The following is a 24,215-nucleotide window of genomic DNA, read 5'->3' as shown; positions in this document are numbered from 1 at the left end:
GGCACGACGGGCGACGCATGACCCGGAATGGGAATCTTTACCGCCGACCGGACGTTGACCGGATGACGACGACAGCGACACCTGTCCTGTGGGCGACAAGCCCGGGAGGCACGATTCATGAGTGAGCGAGCTCTCCGCGGCACGCGACTTGTGGTTACCAGCTACGAGACGGACCGCGGCATCGACCTGGCCCCGCGCCAGGCGGTGGAGTACGCATGCCAGAACGGACATCGTTTTGAGATGCCGTTCTCGGTCGAGGCGGAGATTCCGCCGGAGTGGGAGTGCAAGGCGTGCGGCGCCCAGGCACTCCTCGTGGACGGGGACGGCCCCGAAGAGAAGAAGGGCAAGCCGGCGCGTACGCACTGGGACATGCTGATGGAACGGCGCACCCGCGAGGAGCTGGAGGAGGTCCTGGCCGAGCGGCTGGCGGTCCTTCGTTCCGGCGCCATGAACATCGCGGTGCATCCGCGCGACAGCCGCAAGTCCGCGTAGCGCGCGCAGGCGCGCCAAGCGACGCATGACAGAGCCGCGGGGGGGGGGGGGGGGGGGGGGGGGCGGGCCCCCCCCCCCCCCCCCCCCGCGGGGGGGGGCGCCCCCCCCCCCCCCCCCCCCCCGCGCCCCCCCCCCCCCCCCGCGCCCCCCCCCCCCCCGCGGCTCTGTCATGCGGTGGAGGCGGGGCCACGGGGGCGGGGCGGCGGCTGCGCGGAGCGCTCCCCCTCCCGGCTCCTTTGCGAACCGTGGGAAGCCCCGGCCCCGCGTACGGCCGTGCCCGCACTCCCCCGACGGCCGGGGGGATGCCCCCGGGCGGGCCACGGGGGTGCTCACCGGGCGGCCCGCGAAATCAGCCTCGCCGACCGGGGCGACCCCGGCCCGGTCGGCGATTGGGGCGCTGGAGGGCCCGGACGGAGCCCTGACATGCCACGCGAAACGCGGTGCCGGGATCCGGAGTTCGCACTGCCACGGGGCGCAGTCGCACGACGGGGAGGGGCAGGGCCCACCTCGGACGGCCCGCACCCACCGGAACCGGCCGACCCGCCGACGGCGTCAGGGGGCCAGCGGCGGGCGGGGGGTGTCGTCGTCGGCGCGGTCGGCGCCGGTGTCCCGGATGACCTCGCCCGGCACGACCTTGCCGTCCGGGCGGTGCATGCGGGCCTGCTGGAACGGATTGCCCGGGCCGTCGGGCATCACGGCGTTCATCCGCCGCTCCAGCGAACGTTCGGCGAGCCTGCCGAGGCGCGTCCGGACCGGTGGCAGTAGAAGCAGCAGGCCGGCCACGTCGGAAACGACGCCCGGCAGCATCAGCAGCAGTCCGCCGAGCATGAGCAGCCCGTTCCCCTCGCCCCGCGCAGGGGCGGATGGCGTGGGCTGCCCGCCCGTCTGCTGCTGGAGCGTCTGCGTGAGGTTCGCAAAGGCCCGCCGCCCCGCCCGCTTGATCACCACGGCACCGAGCACCCCGGCACCGACCAGCAGACCGAGGACGGCGAAACCGCTCGCCGCGTCCGCGACGACGGTGAGCAGCCAGATCTCGAGGACCAACCAGGCGGCGACGGCGAGCGGGAGGAAAGTGCGGGCGCGAGAGCGCCTGCGGGCGGTCGGGGGCGGTGCGCCGGTCGTCATGCTCCCAGTGTGCCTGGCCACCCGCCGAAGCGGCGTAAGGGGGTCGTCAGGAAGATCGCGGGGGCTTGGACGCCGGAGCCCTGTGGCCGAGGATGCGGCCCGCCCGCTCTCCCACGCCCCACGCGGTGACCCGCCAGAGCGCCTCCACGACGATGTCCCTGCTCATCTTCGAGTCGCCGTGCTCACGCTCGACGAACGTGATCGGGACCTCGACGACGTGGAACCCCGCGGCCACGGCCCGCCGGGCGAGGTCGACCTGGAAGCAGTACCCCTGGGAGGCGACGTCGGCGAGGCCGAGGCCCTGAAGGGTCTCGGCGCGGAAGGCGCGGAAGCCTCCGGTGATGTCCCGCAGCGGCACGCCGAGCAGCAGCCGTGAGTACGTGCTGCCGCCGCGGGAGAGGAACTCCCGGTGCTTCGGCCAGTTGACGACGCGTCCACCGGGCACCCAGCGGGAGCCGAGCACGAGGTCGGCGCCCTTCAGCGCGGTCAGCAGCCTGGGCAGCTCCTCGGGCTGGTGGGAGCCGTCGGCGTCCATCTCGACCAGGACGCCGTAGTCGCGCTCGATCCCCCAGCGGAATCCGGCGAGGTAGGCCGCGCCGAGCCCTTCCTTGCCCTTGCGGTGCAGGACGTGCACCTGCTCGTCCTGGGCGGCGAGTTCGTCGGCGTGCTTGCCGGTGCCGTCGGGACTGTTGTCGTCCGCGACGAGCACGTCCACGTCCGGCACGGCGGTGCGTACGCGGGACACGATCGCGCCGATGTTCTCGGCCTCGTTGTAGGTCGGGATGATCACCAGCGTTCTGCCGAGCGGGCCGTACCGCCTCCCCTGGGCTCCGCCATGGGGAACCGCACCACCGTCGTTCACTGCTGCCCCTTAAAGTCCGTACGCAGAGCCCAACCATAGCGAGCCGTCGGAACGCGCTCGCAGCGACACGGAGCTTCACGAAGTGGGCGGGCGGGCGCGGACGGAAATAGGGCGGGCGGCCGGGCCCGGACGCAGCGGATCGGGCCCGGCGTCCTTCGGGCCGACCTGGGGCCCGCTGGCTGCGGGTCGACCGAGAGCCGTTGTCTACTGAACGCCGGGCCCCACCCGGGTCGCACCGGCCGACCGGCTGAAACCTTCCCTCTGCCCCCGAGGCGCGGGCGCTGAACCTGGCTCCCAGTGACGGTGTGCCGGTGCGGCACACCACCCCATGACCCAGCGGCGTTCGACGACTTGCGTGGAGGTTGCCGGTCAGACGTTCTTCGGTGGACTGGCCCGAACCTACCGGCCGGTGGGCGCTCGCTGTCAACAGTCGCCTGATCAGCGAAAATTCACGGAAGTGCCAGGTCAGGCAGGAAGATCCCCAGGTCGCGGCGGAGCGGTGGGAGTATCCGCCAGGGTGCGAAATGTCCCTACGTCACCCGTTCGGTCCCTCGAAGACGGTTCGCCCCGAGACCACGGTTCGCAGACAGACGGGGAGCTCCGCGCCGGGGCCGAGATCGGGCAGGCCGGGGGTGCCGGAGCGCGGGTCGGTGGACCAGCGGGCGACCCGGTCGTCGGGAGCCTGTACCAGCAGCTCGCCGGTGCGCCAGACCGCGTAGTCCGCGGGCGCCCCCGGGACGAGCACTCCGGCGTCGTCGCGGCCGACGGCGCGCCAGCCGCCCCGCGTGTGGGCGGTGAAGGCGGCCCGGACGGAGACGCGGTGCCCGGGGGTCCGGTGGAAGGCCGCCGCACGCACGGTGCCCCACGGGTCGAGCGGCGTCACCGGACTGTCCGAGCCGAAGGCGAGCGGCACCCCGGCGCGCAGCAGCGCGGCGTACGGGTTGAGGGTGCGGGCCCGTTCGGCACCGAGCCGCTGGGCGTACATGCCGTCCTCGCCGCCCCAGGCGGCGTCGAAGGCCGGCTGCACGGAGGCGGTGAGGCCGAACTCGGCGAAGGCCGCGATGGTTTTCGGGGTGAGCATCTCGGCGTGCTCGACCCGGTGCCTCGCCGCACGGACACGGGCGGCTCCGAGCCGGTCGGCGGCCGTCCGGAGCCCTTCGACGACGGCACTCAGCGCGGCGTCGCCGATGGCGTGGAATCCGGCCTGCAACCCGGCCTCCGTGCACGCGGTCACATGGGCCGCGACGGCCGCCGCGTCGAGGTGCGCGGTGCCCGTGGTGCCGGGGCTGTCGGCGTAGGGCGCGTGCAGACAGGCGGTGTGCGAGCCGAGGGAGCCGTCGACGAACAGGTCACCGGCCGCGCCCGCGGCGCCGAGTTCGCGGATGCGCTCGGCGCCCTTGTCGTCGGTGACCTGCTCGGCCCAGTAGCCGACCACCCGGGGGCCGGGTTCCGTGCGGGCCAGCGCGAGGAGGGAGGCGAAGTCGTCCTCGTCGGAGATCTCCGGTCCCGCGCACTCGTGGACGCTGCCGATGCCGAGGGACGCGGCACGGGCGAGCGCCGCCCGCTGCGCCGCGCCTCGCTGGGCGGGGGTGACGGCCGCGTGGGCGGCGGCGCGTACGGCGTGGTGGGCCGCTGCCGTCAGCGGGGCGTCGGGGTGGAAGCCCGTGAGGGCGGTGACGCCGGGGACGAGGTCGAGCAGGGCGGTGGTGACGACGGCGGAGTGGACGTCGACGCGCGGCAGGTACAACGGCCGCCCACCGGCCGCGTCGTCGAGCTCCGCACGGCTCGGGGGCCGCTGCTCGGGCCAGCGTGTCGCGTCCCAGCCGTGCCCGAGGAGCACCCGGCCGCCGGGGTTCGCCGCGCTGTGCTGCCGTACGAGGCGCAGGGCGTCGGCGAGGGAGCGGGCACCGGAGAGGTCGAGACCGGTGAGGGCGAGGCCGGTGGAGGTGGTGTGGACGTGCGCGTCGGTGAACGCCGGTGTGACCAGGGCGCCTTCGAGGTCGACGACTTCGTCGGCGCCGGTGGCGAAGGCGTCGGCGGCTCCCTCCGACCCCACCCAGGCGATGCGCCCCTTCTCGACGACCATCGCGGTGGCGAAGGGGTCGGCGGGGCTGTGGACTTCTCCCCCGCGCAGCAGCACGGTTCGGTGTTCGCTTCGGTGGGCGGTGCTCTCGGTCATGGGAGCAAGACTAGATACGCGGCGGGCGTGCCTCGTACGGGGTGGAGAGGACGACCGTCGTACGGGTGGAGACACCGGCCAGGGAGCGGATGCGGGTGAGCAGGTGCTCCAGCTCGAGCGGGGTGGCGACACGCACCTTGAGAATGTAGTTCTCGTCGCCGGCGACGCTGTGGCACGCCTCGATCTCGGGGACGCCGGAGAGCCGGTCGGCGATGTCGTCCGGGGCGCTGGGGTCGAACGGCTTCACTGAGATGAAGGCGGTGAGCGGCAGCCCGACGGCCTCGGGGTCGACGACTGCGGCGTAGCCGCGGACGACGCCACGCTGTTCCAGACGGCGGACGCGCTGATGCACCGCCGAGGTGGACAGGCCGGTGGCCTTGCCCAGGTCGGTGTAGCTCATCCGCCCGTCCTTGACGAGCAAATCCACGATCTGACGATCCAGCTCCTCCATGCGGATCAACCTATTGCCCAAGGTCGCCTCCGGCACAGCCCACGAGGGTCGGGAACGACGACCGGCGGGGGCCATGTGACGAACACCACAGATTTGCCGCCCGTTGCGCCGTGACCTTACGGTTACCTGCCCCGCGCGGTGGGCATTGCTTGCTGTGGTCGAGGCCGCAAGTGCCTGATCGGCCCATCCGAGGGGGAGATTCTCCATGCAGAGCACCAAGACTGTGACGTCCAAGGGCGGCGGGCGTACCGAACCGGAGCCCGTTGATCCGGCCGAGCCGGCTGACACGGACACGGACGTCCTGAGCGAGTACGACACCTTCGAGATGTTCCGGGTCATCTGCCCGGACTGCACACAGCCGATCGCGCTCCTGGCGGACGAGGACGTCCTGCCCGAGCACGCGCTGTGCCCCACCCCGTGGAACCCGTTCGGGCTGACGGTGTGCTCGGGGACCGGCCGGGAGGCGTCCTCGGCCCGCCCCGCCGACGAGTCGCTGGAGCTGCAGGAGCAGGACACCGCGCTGTTGCTGACGCTGCCCCAGGGGCTGGACTGGCGGACCCAGCCGTTCTCCCATGTGGGCGGTCCGGGGTCGCGTCCGCTGAAGGTGCAGCCGTTGCGGCGGGCCGCCTGACAGAGATCCTCGGCGGGGATGCGGGCGACACGGTCCCGCAGCTGTGAGCGTCACATCCCTGCGCCGGTGAGCGTCGCCGTCCCACACCCCTGCGAGCGTCGCTGTCCTGCACCGCACCGCACGCACGCACGAACGCACGCACGCACGCACCTGCGAGCGTTACGCCGGGGCCGTGAGCATCGCGCTTGGGGCCCGTACGGGTCACTGTCACCGGGCCTGCGGGTCTCACCACCCCCGGCCCGTCTGAGTGGACTCCACGTGTGCGTGCGGCCACCGGCCCCGGCGGCGGCGCGGTGCCAGACGTGGACTCCACGCGCGTGTACGTGCGTCAGGTCCGCTGGACGGCGGATGACCCGCCGCGTGGGCTTCACCTGTGTGTGCGGGGCCCCGGCACGGCCTTCGCGAACCGCGGCGCCCAGCCCGCGGCGGCCGACCGCCACGGGACCGCGACGACGGAGCGGGTAGTTCTCGCACTGGCGCTCGGATGGTTTCGGCGGTAACCGCTTGTGCGCGTGGCGCGTTGGCCGGACATGAGCCCGCACTCCCCGACCGCACACAGACGCCGGCGTCTCGTCGTGCCCGTCCGTGCCGCATACGAAGAATCGGTTCTGCGCCCGACCGATCCGCCCATCTACGGTGAGCTGGTCCAGCTGTGGGCCAGCCGGGGGCGGACACTGCCGGGGCGCCGCGACCCCGAATGGATCAGACTCGCGGCACCCCTGGTGCCGAGCGCGCGGGTCAGCGCGTCTCCGGCCCGGCCAGGTGGCGGGCGATGACCATCCGCTGGATCTGGTTGGTGCCTTCGACGATCTGCAGCACCTTCGCCTCGCGCATGAAGCGCTCGACCGGGAAGTCCTGCGTGTAGCCGTAGCCGCCGAGGATCTGGACCGCGTCGGTGGTGACGCTCATCGCCGTGTCGGTGCAGAACAGCTTGGCCATGGCGGCCTGCTGCGAGAACTGCCGGCCCGCGTCCCGCAGCCGGGCCGCGGAGAGGTACAGCGCCCGTCCCGCCTCGATCCGGGTGGCCATGTCCGCGAGCATGAAGCGCAGGCCCTGGAAGTCGGCGATGGGGCGGCCGAACTGCTTGCGCCCGGTGGCGTATTCGAGCGCCTGGTCGAGGGCGGCCTGCGCGACGCCTACGGCGCACGCGGCGATGCCGAGACGGCCGGAGTCGAGCGCGGAGAGCGCGATGGCGAAGCCCTGGCCCTCCTCCCCGAGACGCCGTGAGTCGGACACGCGGACACCGTCGAAGTGGAGCTGGGAGGTGGGCGAGCCCTTCATGCCCATCTTCTTCTCCGGCACGGCTGCGTTCAGGCCGGGGGCGTCGCCCGGCACCAGGAACGCGGTGATGCCGCGCGGCCCCTCGACGCCCGAGCGGGCGAGGACCGTGTAGAAGTCGGCGACACCGCCGTGGGTGATCCATGCCTTCGTGCCGGTGATCACCCAGTCGTCGCCGTCCCGGACCGCCTTCGTGCGCAGCGAGGCGGCGTCGGATCCGGAGGACGGCTCCGACAGGCAGTAGGCGCCGAGCAGGCCGCCGCCGAGCATCGCTGGCAGGTGCTCGCCCTGCTGTTCCCTGGTGCCGTAACCGGCGAGCGCGTGACAGGCGAGCGAGTGGACGCTCACGCCGAGACCGACGGTGAGGCGGGCGGCCGCGAGTTCCTCCAGGACCTGGAGGTAGACCTCGTAAGGCTGGTCGCCGCCGCCGAACTCGGAGTCGAAGGGGAGACCGAGCAGTCCGGATTCGGACAGGAGCGAGAAGACCTCACGCGGGAAGTGCCCGGCGTCCTCCTCCTCGGCCGCGCGGGGGGCGATCTCCCGCTGGACGATGTCGCGGACCAGGGCGATCAGATCCCCGGCCTCCTCGGTGGGCAGCTGACGGTCCACCGGCTGCGGGGCGCGGTCGGGCATTGCGGCGCTCTCCTCCCTGTCGGGCGCTGCGGCGGTCGCGCGCGATGGGTGTGGAGCGCGCCGCCGGTTGTGCTGCCAGGCCGATGGTGCCCTTCCGGATCACGAAAGCAGCTGGACAGCGGCGTGTGGCGCGTTGAGTATGCCCGATTCGGCTCCGCCCGTCACGGGTGAGGAGGAGGTCGGGGGCCTGGTCGACGATCCCGGCCGGATCGGTCCGGTCGTTCTCGAGCCGCTCTAGATCAGGCCGACCTGGGTGATGAGCATGGCGAGGACGACCACGAGTGTCCAGCCGAGAATGTGCTCGAGAACGTTGCCCTCGTCGTCCGGGCCGCCGGTACGGGTCGTCGGCAGGGTGTGGGTGGCGGCGGTCGAAGTCATGGTGGTCTCGTTCGGTCGTCGGGCAGGTGGATCCCCCATTGCCCCACCACATTGCCAGCGGCACCGGCCCCCGGGGTAGAGAGATTGGTCACTGCCTCCGGGAGCGGCGGCGTGCGTCAGTGGATGCCGACGGCCCCGAGTGCCGTGCGCTGGGCGGCGGTGGGGTGGGCCGGCCAGTACACGTAGCAGACGCCTCCCGTGCCGGAGACCACTCTCCCGCTCGCGTTGTAGCGCTTGGTGCGCAGCCAGATGTTCTCCCACTCCGTGCGCCGGTAGACGCGGCGCACGGCCTCGTTGCTCGGGGAGGCCGGGTCGTTCGCGATCACGTCGCCCCCGGCGGTGAAACCGATCACCGTCATCAGGTGGCCCGTGGTGCCGTAGCCCGCTCCGGTCAGCTCCGACGCGAGGAAGGACTGGGACGTGATGGCCGGGATGCCGGCGGCGATCAGCGTCTCCAGGTCGGTCAGCGAGGAGAGCCGGGTGACGACGGCGCTCATGTCGGGGTAGGTGGCGGCGTAGGCCGCGTTGAAGGGCCAGTTGCCGCAGCCCCGGTACTGGTGGTCGTACGTGTGACGGGCGGCGTGGCAGACCTGCGGATCGTCGAATTCCGGGTTGACCCACGCCAGATCGGCGGCGGTGGGCGTGCGCCCCCAGTACTCGATGATCATCTGGGACGAGGTGGGGCTGCACCACGCCTCGCCGCCGTTGTCGTACTCGGGGTAGCGGCCCACGTGTGTGTTCTGGGAGTAGCGCGGCACGATCAGTTCGCGGGCGAGGGCCGGCTCGGAGGCGGGCACCCCGAAGCGGTCCGGGATGTCGGAGGCCATGGCCCCCAGCCGCCACACGGTGGGGGTGAGCCCGCTCCCCGGTCGCCGGTAGAGGGTGAGCCGCAGCCGGTACGTGTCGAGGCGCAGCCCGCTCGCGGCATCGTCCACGGAGAAGGTGTCGGTCCAGATGCTCGCCCTGCCGTCGCCCTGGCCGTCCACCGAGGTGCGGCGGATGTCCGTGTCACCGGCGGCCCAGCGTCCCATCACGAACCACGGGGTCGCGACGCCGTCCGAGTACCGGCCGCTCAGCTCCACCTGGAGCCAGGTGCCGACGGGGGTGTGTGCGTTCCATGAGGCGATGACCTCGGTGGCGGGCACACGTGAGCGGTGCACCGGCGACGTCCAGGTGGCGTACTCCCAGTACGCGGTCGTGCCGGTGTGCGGGTCCGGGTGTTCGGTGGTGCCGACGGGTTCGGCGATCACGACACCCGGGCGGCGGCCGGCGACGGCCCGCGTGCCGGCGCGGTCGCCACACCGCCAGTCCGTATGGGTGGACCAGAAGCGGTTGTCCACGAGTGTCCCCGGCCGACGGCCCCGGGCCGGTGGTGAGGCCGCCTCGGCGCCGGCGGCGGCCGCCGGTCCCGCGGAGGCGGACACCGCGCCCGCGGTTGCGGTGGCGGCGGCGGCGATCGCGGCGCCCAGGACGTTTCTGCGCGAAGTCGGTCCGGCCATGGAACCCCCAAGTCAGGTGCGCGGCAGTGCGGCCACTATCGCCGGTCCCGCCGCGCTTCTGCCAGAGACGCGCAGCGCGCCGCAGCGTCCGATATTGGTCTGAGCCACTGGCATGACCTGCGGCGCCCCGCCGGGCTCACCGCGACGCCGTCCGGCGGCCTCCTAGGCTGGCCCCATGGACGACCTCGACCGGCAAGCGGCCCGTCTGCGGGCGCTGCCACCCTCCTGCGGACCGGTGCGCCTGGTCGCCGTGGACGGTCACGCCGGTTCGGGCAAGAGCACCTTCGCCGGCCGGCTCGCGCGCGCACTCGGCGGCGACCCGCCCGTACTGCACCTCGACGACCTGGCCAGCCATGCGGAGCTGTTCGACTGGACCGGGCGGATGCTGAGCCAGGTGATCGAGCCGCTGGCGCGCGGCCGGGACGCGGCGTATCACCCGTACGACTGGAATCTGCGGCGTTTCCTCGCCCCGCGCAGGCTCCCCACGGCTCCCGTCGTCCTGATCGAGGGCGTCGGGGCGGGACGGCGGGCGCTGCGGCCGCATCTCGCGGCGCTGCTCTGGATGGACCTGGGTGCCGAGGGGTCGTGGGCGCGCGGCCGGGCACGGGACGGCGCCGGCCTCTCGGGGTTCTGGGACGGCTGGACGGCGGCGGAGACACGCCATTTCCTGGCCGACCCCTCACGGCCGTTCGCCGATGCCCTGATAAAAGAGTGCCCCGAGGGGTACAAGTGGCTCCCGCTGCCTGCAGGGACTGCGGGCCCGCACCAAAGAGTCACACACCGTGACGACTCTTCCACGACATACTGAGCAGTCGGAATTCGGGCCCAAGAGTGGCTCAACTCTGCTTGACCAGCGGACCGTACAGGTCTTACGTTCTCAATGTGCGGCCGTTCGGAGCCGCCGCAGACGCGAAGCCCCCGATTGTTCCCCCGTGATCGGGGGCTTCGTTCTGCCTTCTTGCCGCTTCCGCCGCCCGCTTTCGAGGCACCGGTGCTCACCCTGGGTCACCGTCGCGGGTCCCGTGTGAGGCAGCCACGGCGCTCTTATTCACCATCCCGCGCGCAGGTACGATGCACCCTGTGGGCCTCAATTCCCGTTCCTGGCCGGGCCGTTCCTGGCCGGGCCGCACCGGCTGCGGCCCGTCGGCGTCCATCCGGCGCGACAACACTGGCGCACGGTTTGTGGGGGGAGTGGGGGGACCCTATGGACATCGGCACGCAGGGCGCAGGGGCGCCGGCGGACCTCGCCTGGGTACGCGGTGTGGACGCCTGCACCATGGGTGCGTACCCGCAGGCCGAGGAGGAGTTCCGTACGGCCGTCCGGCTCGATCCCGGCATGGCCGACGCCTGGCTGGGCCTGCACGCCCTGCGCGTGGACACCTCGACCGCCTTGCTGCACATGTACCGCAGCCGTGACCGCTTCGGCGAGCAGCGCACCCGGCACCACCGCACGCTCAACTCCTGGTACTGGCTGGGCTGGTGGGTGCAGCCGGTGCTGGAAAGCCCCCGCGACCTGCTGCTCGCGCACGCCTCTCACTGGCTCGACGGCCGTCATGTGCCCGAGCTCGACCGGGCACTCGCCGCGCTGCCGCCGGTCGACACCGACCCCCAGGTGCGCTTCCTGCACGCCTGCCGGGCCTATCTCGTCAAGGACTGGGAGCAGCTCGTACGGCACACGGAGTCGTTGGTCGACGATCCGCTGCTGGGCATCGAGGCCGGGCTCTTCGGCGGCATGGCCCGGGTGCGCCTGGAGATGTACGGGCAGGCCGAGCCGATGCTGTCCGCCGCGCTGATGCGCTGCCGCAGCGAGCAGCCACAGCGCAAGGAGCTGCGGTACTGGCTGGCCCGGGCGCACGAGGGCACCGGCCGCAGCGCGGCGGCGCTGCCTCTGTACCGCGCGGTGCACCGCATCGATCCGGCGTTCATGGACACCTCCGCGCGCCTCGCGGCCATCGCGGAGTACGACGGGATCGACGCGTACGACGACTCGGCCGGCCTGGCCGCCGTGTCCCTCGCCGGCTACGGCAGCGACGTGGTCGACGGCCAGGCGGAGGGCGAGACGCCGCAGGGACCGGAGCCGCGGTTCGGTGGCGACGCCGGCGGGCCACTGCCGGGAACCGTCCCCGTGGTGCCGGACGAGATGCCGCAGCGCAGGGCGACCGTCCCGGCGCAGCCCGCTCCCCCGCGGTTCCCCGCCGGGCCGACCGACCCGGTGCTGCTCGCCCGGGCGCTGGCGGAGCTGGAGCGGATGGTGGGGCTCGAACCGGTGAAACGGCAGGTGAAGGCGCTGTCGGCACAGCTGGAGATGGCCCGGCTGCGGGCCGGGCAGGGGCTGCCCGTACAGCCGCCGAAGCGCCACTTCGTCTTCTCCGGGCCGTCCGGCACGGGCAAGACCACGGTCGCCCGCATCCTCGGGCGGGTGTTCTACGCCCTGGGGCTGCTGGGCGGCGATCATCTGGTGGAGGCCCAACGCGCCGACCTGGTGGGCGAGTTCCTGGGCCAGACCGCGGTGAAGGCCAATGAGCTGATCGACTCGGCGCTCGGCGGCGTGCTCTTCGTGGACGAGGCGTACAGCCTGTCCAACTCCGGCTACGGCAAGGGCGACGCGTACGGCGACGAGGCCCTGCAGGTGCTGCTCAAACGGGCCGAGGACAACCGCGATCACCTGGTGGTCATCCTGGCCGGCTATCCGGAGGGCATGGACCGGCTGCTCGCGGCGAACCCCGGTCTGTCGTCCCGTTTCACCACCCGTGTCGACTTCCCCTCCTACCGGCCGTTGGAACTGACCGCGATCGGCGGGGTACTGGCCGCCGACAACGGTGACGTGTGGGACGAGGAGGCGCTCGACGAGCTGCGGTCGATCAGCGGTCATGTCGTCGACCAGGGCTGGATCGACGAGCTGGGCAACGGACGCTTCCTGCGCACGCTGTACGAGAAGAGCTGCGCATACCGCGATCTGCGGCTGTCGGCCTGTCCGAGTCCGCCGACCCGAGAGGATCTGTCGACGCTGCGCCTGCCGGACCTGATGCAGGCGTACGGGGAGGTCCTGTCCGGCCGCGGTCCGTCCGGCCGGGGCCAGCACGATCCTCCACTGAGCTGATCCCGTACAACGGCTGGACCGTACAACGGCTCGTCCGTACGCCGTCGATATTCCTGCGCGGTGCAGCCGTCCAGCCGCTCACGAGCTCCCCCGCACCATTATTCGCGCGGCCGCTTCCCCCCGGGCGCCGGGGAGACCGGCAGGCAGGGCCCCGCGAACCGTCCGGGCGGCCCGCGCCCGGCGGGCCGGGACGCCGTCACTCCTCGGGTCGCGGGACGCCCCAACCGGCCGGTGCGCCGTGCGAGCGGGGCGCCCCCGGCGCCGCCGCGCATGGAGAGAGCCCCCGCCCGGCGGGGGCAGGGGCGCTGCCGCTCAGTGTTCGTCCGGGCGGGTGCCGGGGTGTTCCTCCGGGCGGGTGCCGCGGGTCTCGGCGAGGGCACGCAGGGCGCGGGCGTCCTCGACAGCCCGGGCCCTGGCGATACCGGGCTGGATACCGAGGACGGGCAGGCTGGTGCCGTCACTGAGGTCGAGGAAGACCCAGGGGTCGCCGGACCGCAGATTCACCCGGAGGATCTCCGCCCACGCGAGGCGGCGCGTCCGAGTGAGGTTGACGACGGTGACACCGTCGTCGTCGGCGACGACCTTGGGCCGGCTCAGCAGAGCCAGCACGCCGAGAAAGAGCAGCGCCGTGAAGACGAAGCTGATCTTCTCGGGCGGGCTGAGCCGGTCCAGTAGCAGGGTGACCGCGGTGACGGTGGTGAACATGACCGCGCCCGTGGTCAGCAGGACGATCCGGGTGCGGGTCGGCCGGAACGTGACCGGGAGGGCGGGCGGCCGGGCCGCCGGAGCAGGTGAGGACATGGTGGGTGTCGTACGTCTCTCAGAGGCGGCAGGCGTGGATGGCCGTGGTCAGGATGGCCCGTGCCCCGAGGGCATACAGGTCGTCCATGATCCGCTGTGCCTCCTTGGCGGCGACCATGGAGCGGACGGCGACCCAGCCCTCGTGGTGCAGGGGCGAGATGGTGGGTGACTCGAGGCCGGGAGTGAGCGCGACGGCCTGCTCCAGGTTCTCGACCCGGCAGTCGTAGTCCATCATCACGTAGCTGCGGGCGACGAGGACGCCCTGGAGGCGGCGCAGGAACTGCTGCACCTGGGCGTGGGCCGGGTCGGCGCCGGTGCGCCGGATCACGACGGCCTCCGACGTCATGATCGGCTCGCCGATGACCTCGAGTCCCGCGTTGCGCAGGCTGGTGCCGGTCTCGACGACGTCGGCGATGACCTGCGCGACGCCCAGCTCGATCGCGGTCTCGACGGCGCCGTCGAGGTGGACGACGGAGGCGTCGACGCCGCTGTCGGCGAGGTGCTTGGCGACGATGCCCTCGTAGGAGGTGGCGATCGTCATGCCGCCGAAGTCCGCCACGCCGTTCGCGATGCCGGGCTTGGTGGCGTAGCGGAACGTGGAGCGGGCGAAACCGAGCTGAAGGATCTCCTCGGCGTTCGCACCGGAGTCCAGCAGCAGGTCGCGGCCGGTGATGCCGATGTCGAGCTTGCCGGAGCTGACGTAGATCGCGATGTCACGCGGGCGCAGGTAGAAGAACTCGACCTCGTTCTCGGGGTCGACGAGGACGAGTTCCTTGGACTCCTTGCGCTGCTGGTAGCCGGCCTCATGGAGCATCGCCGACGCAGGTCCGGACAGTGAACCCTTGTTGGGGACGGCGATGCGCAACATGAGGCGGGCTTCCTTCGTTCGCGTGGCGGTGGTGGGTGACGTCATTGCGTACGGACGTCGTGGGGCGGGCTCAGAGGTGGGCGTAGACGTCGTCGAGGGAGATCCCGCGGGCGACCATCATCACCTGGACGTGGTACAGCAGCTGCGAGATCTCCTCCGCCGCGGCGTCCTTGCCCTCGTACTCGGCGGCCATCCACACCTCGGCGGCCTCCTCGACGACCTTCTTGCCGATGGCATGGACACCCTTGCCCACCAGCTCGGCGGTGCGGGAAGTGGCGGGGTCGCCCTCGGCGGCCTTCTGCTGGAGCTCGGCGAAGAGCTCCTCGAACGTCTTATTCGGCATGGTGGTCCCAGACTACGCGGAGGCGCCCGCTGCTCAGCGCCAGGGTTCGGATACTGAACGCAGGATGGTCGCCGTGGCGACGGCCGCCGTGACCGCCTCGTGGCCCTTGTCCTCGTTCGAGCCCTCGAGGCCCGCCCGGTCGAGTGCCTGCTCCTCGGTGTCGCAGGTGAGCACACCGAAGCCGATGGGAACGCCGGTGTCGACGGAGACCTGGGTCAGCCCCTGGGTGACGCCCTGGCACACGTACTCGAAGTGCGGTGTGCCGCCGCGGATGACGACGCCGAGGGCGACGATCGCGTCGTAGCCCCGGCCGGCGAGCACCTTGGCGACGACGGGCAGCTCGAAGCTGCCGGGGACGCGCAGCAGCGTGGGCTCGTCGATGCCCAGCTCGTGCAGTGCGCGCAGGGCACCGTCGACGAGGCCGTCCATGACCTTCTCGTGCCACTGGGCCGCGATCACCGCCACCCGGAGGTCGCCGCAGTTGCGGACGGACAGTTCGGGCGCACCCTTGCCGCTCATGTTTCTCCCTAGCCGTTCATCTTCGTTCGCTGCGCAGGTCCGTCGCGCAGGTTCGTTGCGTCGTTGCGCAGATTCGTCGCGCAGGTTCGTTGCGTCGCTGCGCAGATTCGTCGCGCAGGTCGGCTGCGTCGCTGCGCAGATTCGCTGCGCTGCTGTCGCCGGCTCCGTGGAGCAGGCTCGCCGCGCGGTACGTACTACTGGTTGCCGCAGGTCGACACGGGGACCGCGTCGAGCCAGGGCAGGTCGTGGCCCATCCGGTCGCGCTTGGTGCGCAGATACGTGAGGTTGTGCTCGCCCGCCAGGACCGGCATCGGTTCGCGCCCGAGGACGGTGATGCCGTGCCTGACGAGCGCGGCGGACTTGTCCGGGTTGTTGGTCATGAGGCGCACGCTGCGCACGCCGAGGTCGGCGAGGATCTGCGCCCCGGCGGCGTAGTCGCGGGCGTCGGCGGGCAGGCCGAGTTCCAGGTTGGCGTCGAGGGTGTCCCTGCCGCGCTCCTGGAGTTCGTAGGCGCGCAGCTTGGACAGCAGTCCGATGCCGCGGCCCTCGTGCCCGCGCAGATAGACGACGACCCCCCGGCCGGCCTCCGTGATGCGTTCCATGGAGGTCTGGAGCTGCGGGCCGCAGTCGCAGCGGAGCGAGTGGAAGATGTCGCCGGTGAGGCATTCGGAGTGGACACGCACCAGGACGTCCTCGCCGTCGCCGATCTCGCCGTGGACGAGGGCGACATGCTCGACGCCGTCGACGGTGGAGCGGTAGCCGTAGGCGGTGAACTCGCCGGCGGAGGTGGGAAGCCGCACTTCGGCCTCGCGCTTGACGGTCGGTTCCGCGCTGCGGCGGTAGGCGATCAGATCCTCGATGGAGATGATCGTCAGGCCGTGCTTGCGGGCGAACGGCACCAGTTCGGGCAGCCGCAGCATCACTCCGTCCTCGCCGGCGATCTCGACGATCGCGCCGGCGGGGCGCAGGCCCGCGAGGCGGGCGAGGTCGACGGCGGCCTCGGTGTGGCCGGGGCGGGTGAGGACTCCGCCCGACTTGGCTCGCAGCGGGAAGATGTGCCCGGGGCGCACGAAGTCGGCAGGTCCGGCCATGCCGCCGGCCAGCAGCTGGAGGGTGGTGGCGCGGTCGGAGGCGGAGATGCCGGTGGTGACCCCGTAGGCGGGGCCCGCGTCGACCGAGACGGTGAAGGCGGTCTGCATCGACTCGGTGTTGCGCTGCACCATCTGGGGCAGTTCGAGCCGCTCCAGCTCGTCGCTCTCCATCGGGGCGCAGATCAGGCCGCGGCACTCGCTCATCATGAAGGCGACGACCTCGGGGGTGGCCTTCTCCGCGGCGATGACGAGGTCACCCTCGTTCTCTCGGTCCTCGTCGTCGACCACCACGACGGGCCGGCCGGCCGCGATGTCACGGATGGCCTGCTCGACGGGGTCGAGCGCCAGGTCTGCGCTGTCGGTCAGGTACCAGGTGGGCTGCGCGGTCATGCCGTAGCTCCTTCCAGAGAGGGCCGGCCGCTCCGGCGGGAACGCAGCCACCAGTCGCGCATGCCCCACAGGACGAGCGCGCCGTAGACGACGTAGACGAAGCCGGAGAAGGCGAAGCCGTTGGCGAAGTTGAGCGGCACGCCGACGAGGTCGACGAGCAGCCAGGCGAACCAGAACTCGACCATGCCGCGGGCCTGGGCGACCATCGCGACGAGGGTGCCGACGAAGATGTAGGCGTCGGGCCACGGGTCCCAGGACAGTGACGGGTAGAGGGTGAAGAGCCCGCCGACGGCGAGGGTGCCGACGACGGCGCCGCCTGCCAGGTAGCCGCGCTCGCGCCAGGTGGCGAACCTGACCGCGATCGAGCCGTCCTGGGCCTGCTGCCGGCCGCGGGTCCACTGCCGGTAGCCCCAGACCGCCACGGCCATGACCACGACCTGCTTGCCGGCGCTGCCGGTCAGATGGGACGTGGCGAAGGCGGCGAAGAGGATGGCGCCGGAGACGAACTGGGCCGGCCAGGTCCATATCGAGCGCCGCCAGCCGAGGGCGAGGGCGAGCAGACCGACGATGTTGCCGATCATGTCGGACCACTTGATGTGCTGCCCGAAGGCGGTGAAAGCCTCGCCGTTCAGCCAGTCCAGCGCGCTCACTCGGCACTCTCCCGCGCCTGCGCGCCGAGCAGCCGCTCGACGTACTTGGCGATGACGTCCACCTCGAGGTTGACCGTGTCGCCGGGCTGCTTGAGACCGAGCGTGGTCAGGGCGAGGGTGGTGGGGATGAGGCTGATCGTGAAGTGGTCGGTGCCCGCCTCGACCACGGTGAGGCTGACCCCGTCGACGGTGATCGAGCCCTTGTGGACGACGTAGCGGGCGAGTTCGGAAGGCAGGGAGATCTTCACGATCTCCCAGTGCTCCGAGGGCGTGCGCCCGACGATCGTGCCCGTGCCGTCGACATGGCCCTGCACGATGTGGCCGCCGAGCCGTGCTCCGACCGCCGTGGGCCGCTCCAGGTTCACGCGGGAGCCCGCCCCGAGCGTGCCGAGGCCGGAGCGCTTCAGTGTCTCCGCCATCACGTCGGCGGTGAACTCGTCGCCGTCCGTCTCGACGACGGTCAGGCAGACGCCGTTCACGGCGATGGAGTCACCGTGCTTCGCGCCCTCGGTGACGATCGGGCCGCGCAACCGGAAGCGGGAGGCGTCGCCGAGGTGCTCGACGGCGGTGACCTCGCCCAGTTCTTCGACGATTCCGGTGAACACTTCAGGCTCCCTTGGGGACGGTCGCGGTGACACGCAGGTCGGTGCCGATGCGCTCGGCCCCGGTGACGTGGAGCCGCAACGCTTCGGTGATGGTGGTGATTCCGGCGTCGGCGAGGGCGGCGGGGCCGGCGCCGAGGAGCACGGGGGCGAGATAGCCGATGACGCGGTCCACGGCCCCTGCGGCCACGAAGGAGCCGGCGAGGGCGGGGCCGCCTTCGAGGAGTACGGAGCGGACACCGCGCTCGTGGAGCGCGGCGAGCAGCGCGGGCACGGACAGCCCGCGCTCCGCCCGCGGCAGCCGCACGACCACGCAGCCGCGGCCGCCCGGTTCGGCCGCCGCGGCGGTGTCGTCGTGCCCGGTGGCACCGGCCATGGCGAACGGCGGCGGTGCGGCGTCCCCGGCCGTGACGAAGGGGGGCGGCCCCGCGTCCTCCGCGATCGCGACGAGCGTCGGCGCCGCGTCGTCCAGCACCCGGGCGCCGGCCCGCAACGCGGTGGCGTTCGTGTCGACCACCACCCGCAGCGGCTGGGTGGCGCCCTCGATGCCCCGTACCGCCAGGTGGGGATCGTCGGCCCGCTGAGTGCCGGAGCCGACCACGACCGCGTCGGACTCGGCGCGCAGCCGGTGGACGTCGGCGCGGGACTCCGGCGAGCTGATCCAGCGGCTGGTGCCGTCGGCGGCGGCGGTACGGCCGTCGAGAGTGGCGGCGTATTTCCAGGTCACGTACGGGCGGCCGAGGCGTACGGAGGTGAGCCAGGCGGTGTTGCCCTCCTCCGCCTCCTCCTCCAGCAGGCCGTGCTCGACGTCGACACCGGCGGCGCGCAGAGTGTCGGCGCCACCGGTGGCCTGCGGGTTCGGGTCGGCGACCGCGTACACGACGCGGGCGATCCCGGCCTCGGTCAGCGCCTGGGCGCAGGGGCCGGTGCGGCCGGTGTGGTTGCAGGGCTCGAGGGTGACGTACGCGGTGCCGCCGCGGGCGAGGACCCCGGCCGCGCGCAGGGCGTGGATCTCGGCGTGCGGTCCGCCGGCGCGCTGGTGGAAGCCCTCGCCGACCACATGTCCCGAGGCGTCCGTGATGACGCACCCGACGACCGGGTTGGGGCTGGTGGAGCCGAGTCCGCGGGCGGCGAGCGTGATCGCTCGGCGCATGGCGTCCGTGTCGGCTGCGGTGGCCACCGGGTTCTCCTGCCTCTTCGGGCACGGACTCCGGGGCCTGTCGGTACGACAGAAAGCGGGAACGACATCCAGGGGAACGCCGACGCCGGAACGCCGGTCGCCGGATCATGAACGGCGATCGGCAGACGGCCGACGCACCTGACGGTGACACCCGCCGCGCACTGCCTCCCATCCGGACTTTAACCGTCGGTCCAGGAATTTCACCTGGTCAACCGGCCGCTGGCTGCGGACGGGTCGCGGACTGTAACCGCCGGTTCGGAATTGCACCGACCCCGGAGTGCGCTGCTGCTGATACAGGGACAGTGTGCCACGGGCGGCACTCGGCCATGCGGGTGAGTTCTGTGGACTCCGTCACATTCGCGCACACCGCGTCACCCGGCGTCACATTCACCTCCACCTGGTCCAGACCTATTGACCGCCTGGTCTAGTCCTCTTAATGTCTGCGACACCTCCGCGGACCAGGCCCGCCGGTGTGCGCACACCAGGGCCAACCTCTTTTCCCGATGTGCCAGTTGACGAGGCCCGAACCCCCTGTGCTCCCGGCGGGCGATACAGGGGATCCCCACCAGGAGGAACTGATCGTGCAGTCCCCCACCCGTACCAGAGCCGGGGCGTCACTGCTCGCCGCCGGCGCCGCCGCAGCCGCGCTGCTGGCCGGGATGCTGTCCCCCGGCGTCTCCCACGCCGCGTCGCAGGAGAGCTGCCGCCCCGACGGGCTCTACGCGACCCCCGGCGTCGACGTCCCGTACTGCTCGGTCTACGACACCGAGGGCCGCGAGAAGATGGGCGCGGACCACCAGCGCCGGGTCATCGGCTACTTCACCGGCTGGCGCACCGGCAAGGACGGTGCCCCCGCCTACCTCGCCTCCGACATCCCGTGGGACAAGGTCACCCACATCAACTACGCCTTCGGACACATCGACTCGGCCAACAGGCTCTCGGTCGGCACCGACAGCGCCGAGAACGCCGCGACCGGCATGACCTGGCCGGGTGTCGCCGGTGCCGAGATGGACCCGGCGCTGCCGTACAAGGGCCACTTCAACCTGCTGAACAAGTTCAAGAAGCAGCACCCGGACGTCAAGACGCTGATCTCGGTCGGCGGCTGGGCGGAGACCGGTGGCTACTTCGACGACAACGGCGACCGGGTGGACTCCGGCGGCTTCTACACGATGGCCACCAACGCCGACGGCTCGGTCAACCAGGCGGGCATCGACACGTTCGCCGACTCGGCCGTCGCCTTCATCAAGAAGTACGGCTTCAACGGCGTCGACATCGACTACGAGTACCCGACCTCGATGAAGGACGCCGGCCACCCGGCCGACTTCCCCGTCTCCAACGCCCGCCGGGCCGGCCTCAACAAGGGCTACGCGGCGCTGATGAAGACCCTTCGCGAGAAGCTCGACCGGGCCGGGGCGGCCGACGGCAGGCACTACATGCTCACCGTCGCGGCACCGTCCTCCGGCTATCTGCTGCGCGGCATGGAGACCTTCCAGGTCCAGAAGTACCTGGACTACGTCAACATCATGTCGTACGACCTGCACGGCGCCTGGAACGAGTACGTCGGCCCGAACGCCTCCCTCTTCGACGACGGCAGGGACGCCGAGCTGGCGGCGGCGAACGTCTACGGCAGCGCGCAGTACGGCGGCATCGGCTACCTCAACGCCGACTGGGCGTACCACTACTTCCGCGGCTCCATGCCGGCCGGCCGCATCAACATCGGCCTGCCGTACTACACCCGCGGCCACAAGAACGTGCAGGGCGGCACGGACGGCCTGTGGGGCAGGGCCGCCGCGACCTCCTGCCCGGCCGGCTCCGGCCTCACCAAGTGCGGTGACGGCGCCGTAGGCATCGACAACCTCTGGCACGACAAGGACGACAACGGCAACGAGTCCCCCGCGGGCTCCAACCCGATGTGGCACGCCAAGAACCTGGAGAAGGGGATCGTCGGCGACTACGTCACGCGGTACGGCTTCCTCGCGGACACCGAGCTGACCGGCACCTATGTGCGCAAGTACGACTCCACGCTGGTGGCGCCGTGGCTGTGGAACGCCGAGAAGAAGGTCTTCCTCTCCACCGAGGACGAGGAGTCGGTGGCGGCCAAGGCGGACTACGTGGTCGACCGCGGCATCGGCGGCACGATGGTCTGGGAGCTCGCGGGCGACTACGACTGGAACGCGACGAAGGGCCAGTACGAGATCGGCGACACGCTGACGACGTCGATGTACGAGAAGTTCAAGTCGGCGACGCCGTACGGGGCGAAGAAGAGCAACACCGCGCTGCCCGCAGAGGCGGTGGACATCGCCGTGGACTTCACCGACTTCAAGCTGGGCGACTCCAACTACCCGATCACGCCCAAGCTGAAGATCACCAACAACACCTCCGCGACGCTGCCGGGCGGCACGGAGTTCCAGTTCGACTACGCGACCGCGGCCCCGGCCAACGCCTCGGACCAGTCGGGCTTCGGCACCACGGTGGTCAGGAGCGACCACACCGGCGACAACATCGGCGGTCTGCGGGGCGACTTCCACCGGGTGTCGCTGAAGCTCCCGGCCTGGCAGTCACTGGCTCCGGGCGCGACCGTGGACCTGTCGTTCAACTACTACCTGCCGGTGTCCACACCCTCCAACTGGACCGTGACCGTCGGCGGCACCACCTACGCGCTGGCGGGCGACCTGGCGCGCGGCACGACCCTGGTCGAGCCGGGCTCCGGCGGCGGCACGGACCCGGGCCCGTCCCCGACACCCACACCGTCGCCCGGCGACTGCGCCGCATCCGCCTGGGACGCTTCGTCGGCCTACGGCGGCGGGACGACCGTGTCCCACGCGTCGCACCAGTGGAAGTCCAAGTGGTGGACGAAGGGCGAGGAGCCCGGTACCACCGGTGAGTGGGGTGTCTGGCAGGACCTCGGTCCCTGCTGACACCGCGCACTGTGACAGCCCGGCGGCGGTTGACGGCCCTTGCCGCCGCCGGGCCCCGGCGGGCCGTTGCTCCGGCACCGGCCCGCCTTCACTCCCTCTGCGGGCCGGCCGGTCTCCGCAGGACGAGAAGAGCGATGTCGTCGGTGCGCTGCCGGCCGGCGGGGGCCTGCCTCACGAGGGCCTCCACGACACGGTCGAGGTCGTCTCCCCCGGCCCGGGCGAGGCTGTCCGCGAGACGGTCGATGGACACCTCGATGTCGGTGCCGGGCGTCTCGACGAGCCCGTCGGTGTAGAGGACGAGCGTCATCCCCCGCACGAGCGGAATCTCGGTGACGGGGTAGGTCGCGCCCGGAACGACGCCCAGCAGCGGACCTGCCGGCACCGCAAGCGGGTGCGCACGGCGGCCGGGACGGCACAACAGCGGTGGCGGGTGGCCCGCGTTGGCCAGACACACGAGGCCGCGCTCGAGATCGATGTTGGCGTAGAGGCAGCTGCTGAACAGGCCGGGATCGAGGTCGATGAGGAGCTGGTTGGTCTTGAACAGCACCTCGTCGGGTCGCGCGCCCGGGCTCGCGTGGGCATGGACGGCGGTACGGATCTGCCCCATGAGGGCGGCGGCTGCCACGTTGTGGCCCTGTACGTCACCGATGACGGCCGCCGCCGCCGTACGGCCCAGCGGGATCAAGTCGTAGAAGTCGCCTCCGATGTCCATGCCGCGCGTGGCGGGCAGATAGCGCGCCGCGACGTCCAGCCCGTCGATGTCGGGCAGTCTGTGCGGCAGCAGGGCCTGCTGCAGTCCGTGCGCGAGCTGATGCTTGGTGTCGTACAGGCGGGCGCGGTCCAGTGCCTGGGCGATGAGCCCCGCGAGTGAGGTCATGACGGCGCGTTCTTCCGCCGAGAACGCATGGGGACGTTCGTAGGTCAGCACGCAGCAGCCCACGGGACGGCCGGAGACGATCAACGGCAGGAAGGCCCATGCCTGCTTTCCGCTGACTCTCGGAGCCTCGGGATAGATCCGGGCCATCTCGCTCGGATCGGCGAAGAACGAAGGGATACCGGTGGCCAGGGCCTGCCCGGCCGGAGTGAACCCGGTCTCGAGCGGCAGGCCGTCGAGACGCTCGATGACCGCCGCGGGGTATCCGCGGTGTCCCGTGATCCTCAGCTGGCCGGCCTCGGCTGCGGACAGGACGAGACCCTGTGCACCGAAGGCGGGCATGACCTGGTCGGCCACCAGATCGACGACGTCCTGCACCCCGACCACCTCGGTCAGCGCGGCGGCGAGATGCAGCAGCTGGTAGAGGTGCCCCGGCCGGGTCGGGGCCGACGCGGCCCTGGGCGCGGGCGGCGCCGGCGCGTCGGTCGGCGTGGCCCCGGTGGGCACGATACGGACGCTCATGCCGCTCGCGTCCGGGTAGAGATGAAAGTCCAGCCATCCGTCCGGGGGCCGGCAGCCTGTGAAGGACACGGGCCGGCGGCTGAGCACGGCCGCGCGGTAGCGGTCCTCGTACACGGGATCGTCCAGCCAGGGCAAGGACTGCCACGGCCGCGTGCCCAGCAGCTGCTCCACGCTGCGGCCCAGCAGCTCGGCGCCTCCGGACGTGATGAAGGAGAAGCGTCCCTCCAGGTCGAGCGCGCAGGAACCGCCGGGCAGGCGCTCCGCGAAGTCGGCCGCGGCCAGCGGCGGCTGCGTCGCCCGGTGTCCGGCCTCGACCGGCAGCACGCGCGGGCGGTCCCCGCAGGTGTACGGGTGACCGGACTCGGCCGCCTCGTCCAGCAGCCGGGCAAGGCGACGGCAGCTCGTGGCGACATGCCCCTGCTCGCGCCGGGTCATCCGGTCCGCATGGCCGGACGGCCACATCAGCAGCAGCGACCCCCAGCGCCGAATCCCCGTGACGGGGGCGGCGGCGAGCGCGAGCGGGAAGGGCAGCGCCACGGCGCTCCGCGGATAGGAACGGGCCAGCTCCTCGTGGCTGCCCACCCAGACCAGCCGCTCCCGGGTGACCGCGTCGGCCACCGGGGCCGGCGCGGTGACCGGGACCCTGCTCCACGGATCGGCGAATCCGGACGGCACACCGCACATCACGTCCAGGCACAGGATCCGTTCGTCCGGCGTGAGGAGGAACAGCGCGCCGACCCCCGCGCCGGTCCGGCGTACCGTATCCACCAGCGCGGCACCCAGGGCGTCCGCGTCGGTCGCTGGCCCACCCGGCCTGGTCACAGGACAC

At 71.9% G+C, this 24,215-nt stretch carries 21 protein-coding genes and 1 riboswitch; of the genes, 5 read left to right on the top strand and 16 right to left on the bottom strand.

Annotated elements, in window-relative coordinates; genetic code table 11:
- Nucleotides 1-117: 117 nt before the first annotated feature.
- Nucleotides 118-492, top strand: a complete 375-nt coding sequence (locus tag AB0903_RS03045; RefSeq protein ID WP_003959706.1) for an RNA polymerase-binding protein RbpA — start codon at nt 118-120, stop codon at nt 490-492.
- Nucleotides 493-1,044: 552 nt separating this feature from the next.
- On the opposite strand, the gene fxsA is transcribed toward AB0903_RS03045, so the two are convergent.
- The 4 genes from fxsA to AB0903_RS03025 all read right to left on the bottom strand — a co-directional run bounded on the left by fxsA (nt 1,045) and on the right by AB0903_RS03025 (nt 5,109).
- Nucleotides 1,045-1,617 (bottom strand): FxsA family membrane protein, encoded by a 573-nt coding sequence (gene fxsA / locus AB0903_RS03040; protein ID WP_366698329.1) that lies wholly within the window; start codon nt 1,615-1,617, stop codon nt 1,045-1,047.
- Between the two features lie 46 nt (nt 1,618-1,663).
- Nucleotides 1,664-2,479 carry a polyprenol monophosphomannose synthase gene (locus AB0903_RS03035; RefSeq protein WP_366698327.1) on the bottom strand — a complete coding sequence of 272 codons (816 nt, stop codon included), beginning with the start codon at nt 2,477-2,479 and terminating at the stop codon, nt 1,664-1,666.
- A gap of 535 nt (nt 2,480-3,014) precedes the next feature.
- Nucleotides 3,015-4,658: an amidohydrolase gene (locus AB0903_RS03030; protein ID WP_366698325.1), complete on the bottom strand. Its 1,644-nt coding sequence runs from the start codon at nt 4,656-4,658 to the stop codon at nt 3,015-3,017.
- Between the two features lie 10 nt (nt 4,659-4,668).
- Entirely contained in the window at nt 4,669-5,109 is a 441-nt protein-coding gene (locus AB0903_RS03025; RefSeq protein WP_366698323.1) for an Lrp/AsnC family transcriptional regulator, read from the bottom strand.
- A 205-nt stretch (nt 5,110-5,314) separates the two neighbouring features.
- On the opposite strand from AB0903_RS03025, the gene AB0903_RS03020 reads away from it, so the two are divergent.
- Complete coding sequence (locus AB0903_RS03020; protein ID WP_366698321.1) at nt 5,315-5,740, top strand: hypothetical protein; 426 nt, start codon at nt 5,315-5,317, stop codon at nt 5,738-5,740.
- Nucleotides 5,741-6,478: 738 nt separating this feature from the next.
- Here AB0903_RS03020 and AB0903_RS03015 read toward each other — a convergent pair.
- The 3 genes from AB0903_RS03015 to AB0903_RS03005 all read right to left on the bottom strand — a co-directional run bounded on the left by AB0903_RS03015 (nt 6,479) and on the right by AB0903_RS03005 (nt 9,528).
- The gene (locus AB0903_RS03015; RefSeq protein WP_366698319.1) at nt 6,479-7,651 is read right to left on the bottom strand and encodes an acyl-CoA dehydrogenase family protein; all 1,173 of its coding nucleotides are present in this window, start codon (nt 7,649-7,651) and stop codon (nt 6,479-6,481) included.
- Nucleotides 7,652-7,885: 234 nt separating this feature from the next.
- Complete coding sequence (locus AB0903_RS03010; protein WP_366698317.1) at nt 7,886-8,029, bottom strand: SCO1431 family membrane protein; 144 nt, start codon at nt 8,027-8,029, stop codon at nt 7,886-7,888.
- A gap of 116 nt (nt 8,030-8,145) precedes the next feature.
- Nucleotides 8,146-9,528, bottom strand: coding sequence for a peptidase C39 family protein (locus AB0903_RS03005; protein ID WP_366698315.1), 1,383 nt, complete (start codon nt 9,526-9,528; stop codon nt 8,146-8,148).
- Nucleotides 9,529-9,703: 175 nt separating this feature from the next.
- Between AB0903_RS03005 and AB0903_RS03000 the strand changes: the two genes are divergently transcribed.
- Both AB0903_RS03000 and AB0903_RS02995 read left to right on the top strand, forming a co-directional pair.
- Complete coding sequence (locus AB0903_RS03000; RefSeq protein ID WP_366698313.1) at nt 9,704-10,336, top strand: hypothetical protein; 633 nt, start codon at nt 9,704-9,706, stop codon at nt 10,334-10,336.
- A gap of 396 nt (nt 10,337-10,732) precedes the next feature.
- Complete coding sequence (locus AB0903_RS02995) at nt 10,733-12,628, top strand: AAA family ATPase (RefSeq protein WP_366698311.1); 1,896 nt, start codon at nt 10,733-10,735, stop codon at nt 12,626-12,628.
- Between the two features lie 312 nt (nt 12,629-12,940).
- Here the strand turns inward: AB0903_RS02995 and AB0903_RS02990 are convergent, their stop codons facing one another.
- From AB0903_RS02990 to ribD, 8 genes are all read right to left on the bottom strand, one after another.
- On the bottom strand, nt 12,941-13,429 hold the full coding sequence (locus AB0903_RS02990) for a PH domain-containing protein (protein WP_366698309.1): 489 nt from the start codon (nt 13,427-13,429) through the stop codon (nt 12,941-12,943).
- A gap of 19 nt (nt 13,430-13,448) precedes the next feature.
- A complete protein-coding gene (gene hisG / locus AB0903_RS02985; protein WP_366698307.1) occupies nt 13,449-14,297 on the bottom strand; it encodes an ATP phosphoribosyltransferase in 849 nt (282 codons plus the stop codon).
- Between the two features lie 70 nt (nt 14,298-14,367).
- Nucleotides 14,368-14,640, bottom strand: coding sequence for a phosphoribosyl-ATP diphosphatase (locus AB0903_RS02980; RefSeq protein ID WP_264242247.1), 273 nt, complete (start codon nt 14,638-14,640; stop codon nt 14,368-14,370).
- 33 nt (nt 14,641-14,673) lie between these two features.
- Nucleotides 14,674-15,159 carry a 6,7-dimethyl-8-ribityllumazine synthase gene (ribH, locus tag AB0903_RS02975; RefSeq protein WP_366698305.1) on the bottom strand — a complete coding sequence of 162 codons (486 nt, stop codon included), beginning with the start codon at nt 15,157-15,159 and terminating at the stop codon, nt 14,674-14,676.
- A gap of 194 nt (nt 15,160-15,353) precedes the next feature.
- Nucleotides 15,354-16,640, bottom strand: a complete 1,287-nt coding sequence (locus AB0903_RS02970) for a bifunctional 3,4-dihydroxy-2-butanone-4-phosphate synthase/GTP cyclohydrolase II (protein ID WP_366698303.1) — start codon at nt 16,638-16,640, stop codon at nt 15,354-15,356.
- Nucleotides 16,637-17,281, bottom strand: coding sequence for a nicotinamide mononucleotide transporter family protein (locus AB0903_RS02965; protein WP_366698426.1), 645 nt, complete (start codon nt 17,279-17,281; stop codon nt 16,637-16,639). Before AB0903_RS02965 ends, AB0903_RS02970 begins: the two co-directional genes overlap by 4 nt.
- Nucleotides 17,282-17,286: 5 nt before the next feature.
- Nucleotides 17,287-17,895: a riboflavin synthase gene (locus tag AB0903_RS02960; protein WP_366698301.1), complete on the bottom strand. Its 609-nt coding sequence runs from the start codon at nt 17,893-17,895 to the stop codon at nt 17,287-17,289.
- 1 nt (nt 17,896) lies between these two features.
- Nucleotides 17,897-19,072, bottom strand: coding sequence for a bifunctional diaminohydroxyphosphoribosylaminopyrimidine deaminase/5-amino-6-(5-phosphoribosylamino)uracil reductase RibD (ribD, locus tag AB0903_RS02955; protein ID WP_366698299.1), 1,176 nt, complete (start codon nt 19,070-19,072; stop codon nt 17,897-17,899).
- Between the two features lie 154 nt (nt 19,073-19,226).
- A riboswitch (FMN riboswitch) is annotated at nt 19,227-19,357 on the bottom strand.
- A 296-nt stretch (nt 19,358-19,653) separates the two neighbouring features.
- Here ribD and AB0903_RS02950 point away from each other — a divergent pair.
- On the top strand, nt 19,654-21,990 hold the full coding sequence (locus AB0903_RS02950) for a chitinase C-terminal domain-containing protein (protein WP_366698297.1): 2,337 nt from the start codon (nt 19,654-19,656) through the stop codon (nt 21,988-21,990).
- A gap of 88 nt (nt 21,991-22,078) precedes the next feature.
- Here the strand turns inward: AB0903_RS02950 and AB0903_RS02945 are convergent, their stop codons facing one another.
- Nucleotides 22,079-24,208 carry a SpoIIE family protein phosphatase gene (locus AB0903_RS02945; RefSeq protein ID WP_366698295.1) on the bottom strand — a complete coding sequence of 710 codons (2,130 nt, stop codon included), beginning with the start codon at nt 24,206-24,208 and terminating at the stop codon, nt 22,079-22,081.
- Nucleotides 24,209-24,215 lie beyond the last annotated feature (7 nt).

The organism is Streptomyces sp. NPDC048389 (assembly GCF_040706335.1).
In the GTDB taxonomy this organism is placed as follows: domain Bacteria; phylum Actinomycetota; class Actinomycetes; order Streptomycetales; family Streptomycetaceae; genus Streptomyces.
The sequence above is the reverse complement of the archived record's forward strand: the minus strand, read 5'-3'. Positions and strand labels throughout refer to the sequence as shown.

Excerpts from the sequence above, each read along its gene's own strand:
- AB0903_RS03045 (WP_003959706.1), top strand. The coding sequence starts at position 118 with ATGAGTGAGCGAGCTCTCCGCGGCACGCGACTTGTGGTTACCAGCTAC.
- fxsA (WP_366698329.1), bottom strand. The coding sequence starts at position 1,617 with ATGACGACCGGCGCACCGCCCCCGACCGCCCGCAGGCGCTCTCGCGCC.
- AB0903_RS03030 (WP_366698325.1), bottom strand. The coding sequence starts at position 4,658 with ATGACCGAGAGCACCGCCCACCGAAGCGAACACCGAACCGTGCTGCTG.
- AB0903_RS03025 (WP_366698323.1), bottom strand. The coding sequence starts at position 5,109 with ATGGAGGAGCTGGATCGTCAGATCGTGGATTTGCTCGTCAAGGACGGG.
- AB0903_RS03020 (WP_366698321.1), top strand. The coding sequence starts at position 5,315 with ATGCAGAGCACCAAGACTGTGACGTCCAAGGGCGGCGGGCGTACCGAA.
- AB0903_RS03015 (WP_366698319.1), bottom strand. The coding sequence starts at position 7,651 with ATGCCCGACCGCGCCCCGCAGCCGGTGGACCGTCAGCTGCCCACCGAG.
- AB0903_RS03010 (WP_366698317.1), bottom strand. The coding sequence starts at position 8,029 with ATGACTTCGACCGCCGCCACCCACACCCTGCCGACGACCCGTACCGGC.
- AB0903_RS03005 (WP_366698315.1), bottom strand. The coding sequence starts at position 9,528 with ATGGCCGGACCGACTTCGCGCAGAAACGTCCTGGGCGCCGCGATCGCC.
- AB0903_RS03000 (WP_366698313.1), top strand. The coding sequence starts at position 9,704 with ATGGACGACCTCGACCGGCAAGCGGCCCGTCTGCGGGCGCTGCCACCC.
- AB0903_RS02995 (WP_366698311.1), top strand. The coding sequence starts at position 10,733 with ATGGACATCGGCACGCAGGGCGCAGGGGCGCCGGCGGACCTCGCCTGG.
- AB0903_RS02990 (WP_366698309.1), bottom strand. The coding sequence starts at position 13,429 with ATGTCCTCACCTGCTCCGGCGGCCCGGCCGCCCGCCCTCCCGGTCACG.
- hisG (WP_366698307.1), bottom strand. The coding sequence starts at position 14,297 with ATGTTGCGCATCGCCGTCCCCAACAAGGGTTCACTGTCCGGACCTGCG.
- AB0903_RS02980 (WP_264242247.1), bottom strand. The coding sequence starts at position 14,640 with ATGCCGAATAAGACGTTCGAGGAGCTCTTCGCCGAGCTCCAGCAGAAG.
- ribH (WP_366698305.1), bottom strand. The coding sequence starts at position 15,159 with ATGAGCGGCAAGGGTGCGCCCGAACTGTCCGTCCGCAACTGCGGCGAC.
- AB0903_RS02970 (WP_366698303.1), bottom strand. The coding sequence starts at position 16,640 with ATGACCGCGCAGCCCACCTGGTACCTGACCGACAGCGCAGACCTGGCG.